We start from the raw sequence: 5,479 nt of genomic DNA, 5'->3' as shown, positions 1-5,479 counted from the left end.
TTGAACGTCGCGCGCTTGCGCGCGTCGGAGCTTCCCGGCTCGGCCACGACGAGCCAGCCGCTGTCGTGCGAGAGGTACCCGGTCTTGTTGTCGTGCGGGCGCAGCGACACCGCCGTCTTGTCGACGAGCCCCTCGACCCGGACGAAGCTGGCCGCGCGCCCGTAGGCGTCGGTGTCCTCGTACGGGTCGACCCGGATCGTCGCGCCGTCGACCACCCGCGCGTACCGGTTGGGGTAGTTGACCGACTGGAGCGCGACCGTGCCCGCGCCGAAGAAGCCCGGCACGAAGCGGAACTGCGAGTCGGCGACGGTGCGGACGTTGCCGTCCACCCGCAGCTTGTAGTCGTAGTGCCGCACGAACAGGTTCGGCGCGTCGAGCGGCGACAGCCTGCTGATGGGGCCGCCCCTGCCGACCGGGACGCCGAACGACGGGGTGCCGTCGTCGTTCCAGTGCACCCGCTGCACGCGGGCGTGCCGGTTCGGGTCGAACAGCGGGTCGCCGGTGATGTCCCGGTAGTCGCGGGCGTGGTAGACCATGACGTCCGCGCCCTCGACCGTGGTGAACGAGTTGTGGCCGGGCCCGTACTGGCTCGTCTCGGCGCTGGTGGTGAAGACCGGGGTCTGCGTCTTGGTCCACGAGCGCGCGTCGAGCAGGTTCGCGTTCTCGTCGGCGGTGAGCAGGCCCATGCAGTAGCGGGAGTCGGTGGCGCTGGCCGAGTAGGTGACGAACACCCGGCCGTTGCGGATCAGCACCGCCGCGCCCTCGTTCACCTTGAAGCCCTGGGTCTCCCAGCTCAGCGTGGGGACGGCGATCCGGACCGGCGCGGACCCCAGCGCCAGCGGCGAGGCCATCTCGGCGATGTAGAGGTTGCTGTTGGTGGCGATGCCCGGTTCGCTCTGCGCCCACAGGAAGTACCGCTTGCCCCGGTGCTCGAACGTGGTGGCGTCCAGGGTGAAGGTGTCCCACGCGGTGGTCATCTGACCGCGCAGCACCCAGCCGTCGGCGCGCGGGTCGGCGTTGGCCGATTCGAGGACGTAGGTGCGGATGCGGAACGGCTCGTTCGAGTCGCCCGCCGCGAAGTAGACGTACCACTTGCCGTCGATGCGGTGCAGCTCCGGCGCCCAGATGTAGCCGCCCATCTTGCCGGAGGCGGGCCGCCGCCAGATGGTGCGCTCGCGGGCGGTCGTCAGGCCGTCGAGGGTCGACGCGCCCCGGATGACGATGCGGTCGTACTCGGGGACCGAGCCGGTCAGGTAGTACATGCCGTCGGTGGGCGGGGTGACGAACGGGTCGGCGCGCTGCTCGACCAGCGGGCTGGGGGTGGGCAGGGCGGGCGTGACGTCGATGGCCGCCTGGCCGGGCACGGCCTGCGCCGACACCCCTTGCGCGGCAGCGGCCCGCGACTCCTGGGCCGACGCGGTGGTGGCGCCGAGCGCGGGGATCGCGCTCGCGGCGGCGAGCGCCCCTCCGGCGCGCAGCAGTGACCTGCGGTCGAGCGTGCTCACTGACGGCTCCTGTCCTTGATGCGGAGGAAGGTCACGGAGTGCGGCGGGAACGTGTGGGTGAAGGAGTTGGAGACCTTCACCTTCTCCTCGGTGGGCCGGATCGGCTGGGAGAACTCGGTGTTGACGTCGTCGGCGTAGCCCTTGAGCACGGTGGCCCTGACCGTGCCGGAGATCTTGGCCTTGGGCCCGAAGTCGAGCCTGGTGCGGGCGGCGCTCGCCTGGGCGTTGACCACCTTGACGATCAGCTCGCCGGTCTTGGCGTCGCGGGTGACGACCTGGCGGAACGGCTCGACCACCTTGTCGTCGCTGAACTCGCCCCACTTGGCGCCGTCCAGGTAGAGCGTCACCTTCCGGCCCCTGATCTGTGCCTTGAGCTCGTACTCGCGCCCGGTCTCCACCGAGGTGGAGTCGGTGATCACCGTGCTCTTGGCCCCGTTGACGTGCTTCTCGACCGCGGACTGGGTGTTGTTCCAGCCGCCGACGTTCCACCAGTAGTAGTTGCCGGTGTCCTTCACGCCGAAGGCGAGCAGGAAGCCCTCCTTGCCGGACTGCTTGGTGGCCTTGACGGTCACGTCGTAGTCGCGCCAGGAGCGGTCGCCCGCCGTGACGAGGGTGTTCTCGGTGACGGCGTCGGACTGGGCGAACCTCCCGTCCCGCACCGCCCAGCTGCCGCCGGAGGTCCTGGTCCAGTTCGCGTCCCCGGCGGAGAAGTCGTCGGAGAACAGCGTGGCGCCGTCCGGCGCGGTGACCTCCACGTCGTCGTAGCAGGCGGCGGTCGCCCAGGTGGACAGGCCGATCGCGCCGGTGATGGGCTCCAGCGCGGAGGGCGTGCCCGACGCGGTGCTGGGCACCACGTGGTCGCCGGTGTTCGTCATGAACAGCTTCTGCACCTCGTAGCTGGGCGAGCCCCACGACGCGTGGTTGTTGAACCAGATCATGTCCGGCTTCCACTGCACGTGGTCCTCGTTGGACAGCAGCGGCGCGTAGGAGGCCATCTTGACCACGTCGGCGTTGCGCTCCAGGCCGGTCATGTAGGCGGCCTCGGAGAGCGCGTTGAACCACTTGTTGTCCCGCGAGGCGTACTCGCCCAGGAACACCTTGGGGCCGTTGCGGTCGTACGAGTCGTACCGGTTGTTGTTCTCCAGGAACCACTCCGGCGCGCGGTAGTAGTGCTCGTCGACCAGCGCGGTGCCCTCGGCGCGGTTCAGCTCCCACAGCCGGTCGAACGTGGCGCCGGAGGAGTCGGGGCCGGAGTTGCCGACGATGGTGATCTCCGGGTGCTTCGCCTCGATGACCCGCTTGAACTCCACGAACCTGGCGAAGTACTCGTTCGGCAGGTTCTCCTCGTTGCCGACGGCCAGGTACTTGAGGTTGAACGGCTTGGGGTGCCCGGCCTCGGCGCGCTTGCGGCCCCAGGTGGAGTCGGCGGGGCCGTTGGCGTACTCGATGAGGTCGAGCGCGTCCTGCACGTGCCGCTGGAGCAGCTGCGGGTCGTCGGTGGCGCGGTTCTGGCCGCAGCCGGTGACCAGCGCGGGCACCACGGGCAGCGGCGTGGCGCCGATGTCCTCGGAGAACTGGAAGTACTCGTGGTAGCCGAGGCCGTAGGACTGGTTGTAGCCCCAGAAGTTCCAGTTGGTGGCGCGGGTCTCGACCGGTCCGATGGTGTCCTTCCACTGGTACGAGCGGCGGCGCTCGAAGTTCGACGCCTGGTCGTAGCCGTAGTGGCTGCCGGTGTTGACCAGGCAGCCGCCGGGGAAGCGGACGAAGCCGGGCCTCAGGTCGGCGATCTTCTGCGCGAGGTCCTTGCGCAGCCCGTGCCCCTTGAAGGTGTCCTGCGGGATGAGCGAGACCATGTCCAGCAGTAGCGTGCCCGCGCCCGCGCCGTTGACCAGCAGCCTGCCGATGGTGGACGAGGCGCGGGCGCGGAACGAGCCGGTGTACTCGGCCCACTCGTCGCCGCGCACCGTGAGGCTGAGCGGCTGGGCCAGGTCCTTGCCCGCCGGGTCGGTGAGCGCGACGGTGAGCTTGGTCCCGGATGCCTGGTCGGTGCGCGCCCAGACGGAGAAGTCGTAGCGCGCGGACTGCTCGACGTTGATCCCGCTGTTGTAGCCGGAGTTGATGACGCCCGAGGGCAGCCCGAGCTTGAGGTAGCGGCGGTTGCGCTCGTTCATGCGGCCGTCGTCGTCGACGACCTGCGGGTCGCCGCCGGTGGGCGCCCACGAGGTGAGGCCGGTGTAGGCGGCGTTGTCGGCGGGGTCGTACTCGAAGGAGCGGTTCTGCACTAGCTCGGCGTACAGGCCGCCGTCGGCTGCGCGGTTGATGTCCTCGTAGAAGACGCCGTACATGGTGTCGTCGATCGTCGCGCCCCTGCCGGACGGGTCGATCGTCATCGTGTAGTCGGCCTCCGCCGCCGCCCCGGTCGCGGGGACGGCGACGAGCAGGCTGGTGGCGAGGGCAACCGCCAGTGCGCGGTTCATCCGGTGGACTCCTCGTCGAGTCGTGGGTCGAGTCGTGGAGCGTCGGCCGTGGTGCGGCGGCGGGGTTCTGGTGATCACGGGAAGGCCGCGCGGACGCGGTCCAGCTCGGCCTTGGTGACCGGCAGGACGGTGCCGTGGCGGGGGCGCGCGGGCAGCTGGTGGCCGGTGGACGGGGTCCACCGGCCGGACGCCAGGTCGGTGGTCTCGAACGGCACGTAGCCGCGACCGCCGAACTCGTCGATCAGCAGGTACCAGCGGTCCTCGGTGTTGGACTTGAACACCGTGGGTCCCTCACCGCGCTCGACGGCCCCCTTGCCGATGCAGTCGGCGACGTGCTCGTAGGAGGTGGAGCGCAGCGAGGTGGAGCGCTCGGCGAGGATGAACTTGCTGCACGGCGTGGTGGACGTGGTGTTCCGCTCGTCCTTGGTGAAGCGGTAGTACTGGCCGCCGTGCTCGATGACGGTGGAGTCGATCACCGAGTAGCCGGGGTCCACCCACACCTGCGGCTCGCTGAAGGTGCGGAAGTCGCGGGTGGTGGCGTAGAGCATCCGGTTGTGGGTGTCGCCGGTGTGCTCGGGGTCGTCCTCGGCGTAGAGCTTGGAGGCCCAGAACACCACGTACGCGCCGATGCTCTTGTCGTAGTACGCCTCGGGCGCCCAGGTGTTGCCCGCCGTGTCGGGGGCGACGCGCACGTGCCGCTGCTGCGACCAGGTGACGAGGTCGGTGGACTCCCACACCTCGACGTGCTTGCTCCCCTTGCGCTGCACCAGGTCCCAGTTCCCGTTGCCGTGGATCTTGAGGTCGGTGGCGACGAGGTAGAACTTGTCGCCCTCGGGCGAGCGGATGAGGAACGGGTCGCGCACGCCGCGGTCGCCCTGCTCGGAGGTGAGCACCGGCTCGCCGCCGTTCAGCTCGTCCCACAGCAGCGGGGTGTTGCCGCGCGAGGCGGCGAAGTGCACCTGCTCGCCGGTCGCGGCGCCCTCGCCGGTGAAGTAGCCGAAGAAGTAGCCCTCGTGCGCGGCGCGCTCCGGCATCGGGGTGACGGAGAGTGCGAAGTGCCGAAGCTCCGTTCGGCTTCCCGATCCCACCGAGGCGGTGAGCCGGACCTGCCTCGCGGGCTGCCCGTGCGCGGGCCTGGTGACCTCGCCGGTGGTCGTGACGACGTCGGGGGCGCTGGAAGTCCAGGTCACGGCCGTGCCGTGCAGTCCGGTGGTGGGCAGGGTGAGGTTGCCGCGCACGTCGTGGGCGTCCCAGACGGTCAGCGCCCTCGCGGCCTCGGCGACCGTCTCGCGGTCGGTGGGCCGCGGGCGGACGGTGACCGCGAAGAGCCTGCGCTGCTCGGCGCCGCCCCTGGTGGTGGTCGCCGTGAGCAGCGCCAACGACGGCAGGAGGCCGGCGCGCGGGCGGGTCACCTTCCCGGTGGCCGAGACCGCGCCGGGATTGGTGGAGTGCCAGGAGATCGTGGTGTCGTGCGGGCCCGAGGTGGGCAGCGCGAGG

At 70.3% G+C, this 5,479-nt stretch carries 3 protein-coding genes; all 3 read right to left on the bottom strand.

The window, feature by feature from the left end:
* A partial coding sequence (locus tag ACTUAL_RS00485) for a family 43 glycosylhydrolase (RefSeq protein WP_440898878.1) occupies positions 1–1,505 on the bottom strand: 1,505 nt, incomplete at its 3' end.
* A complete protein-coding gene (locus ACTUAL_RS00480) occupies positions 1,502–3,982 on the bottom strand; it encodes an alpha-L-arabinofuranosidase C-terminal domain-containing protein (RefSeq protein WP_440898877.1) in 2,481 nt (826 codons plus the stop codon). The genes ACTUAL_RS00485 and ACTUAL_RS00480, both read right to left, overlap by 4 nt.
* A 74-nt stretch (positions 3,983–4,056) precedes the next feature.
* Positions 4,057–5,479 (bottom strand): immunoglobulin-like domain-containing protein (locus ACTUAL_RS00475; protein WP_440898876.1); only part of this gene is annotated, 1,423 nt, incomplete at its 5' end.

Source organism: Actinosynnema sp. (genome assembly GCF_052038725.1).
The sequence above is the reverse complement of the archived record's forward strand: the minus strand, read 5'-3'. Positions and strand labels throughout refer to the sequence as shown.

Bases quoted from the DNA above. Each gene is read 5' to 3' on its own strand.
- ACTUAL_RS00480 (WP_440898877.1), bottom strand. From the start codon at position 3,982: ATGAACCGCGCACTGGCGGTTGCCCTCGCCACCAGCCTGCTCGTCGCC.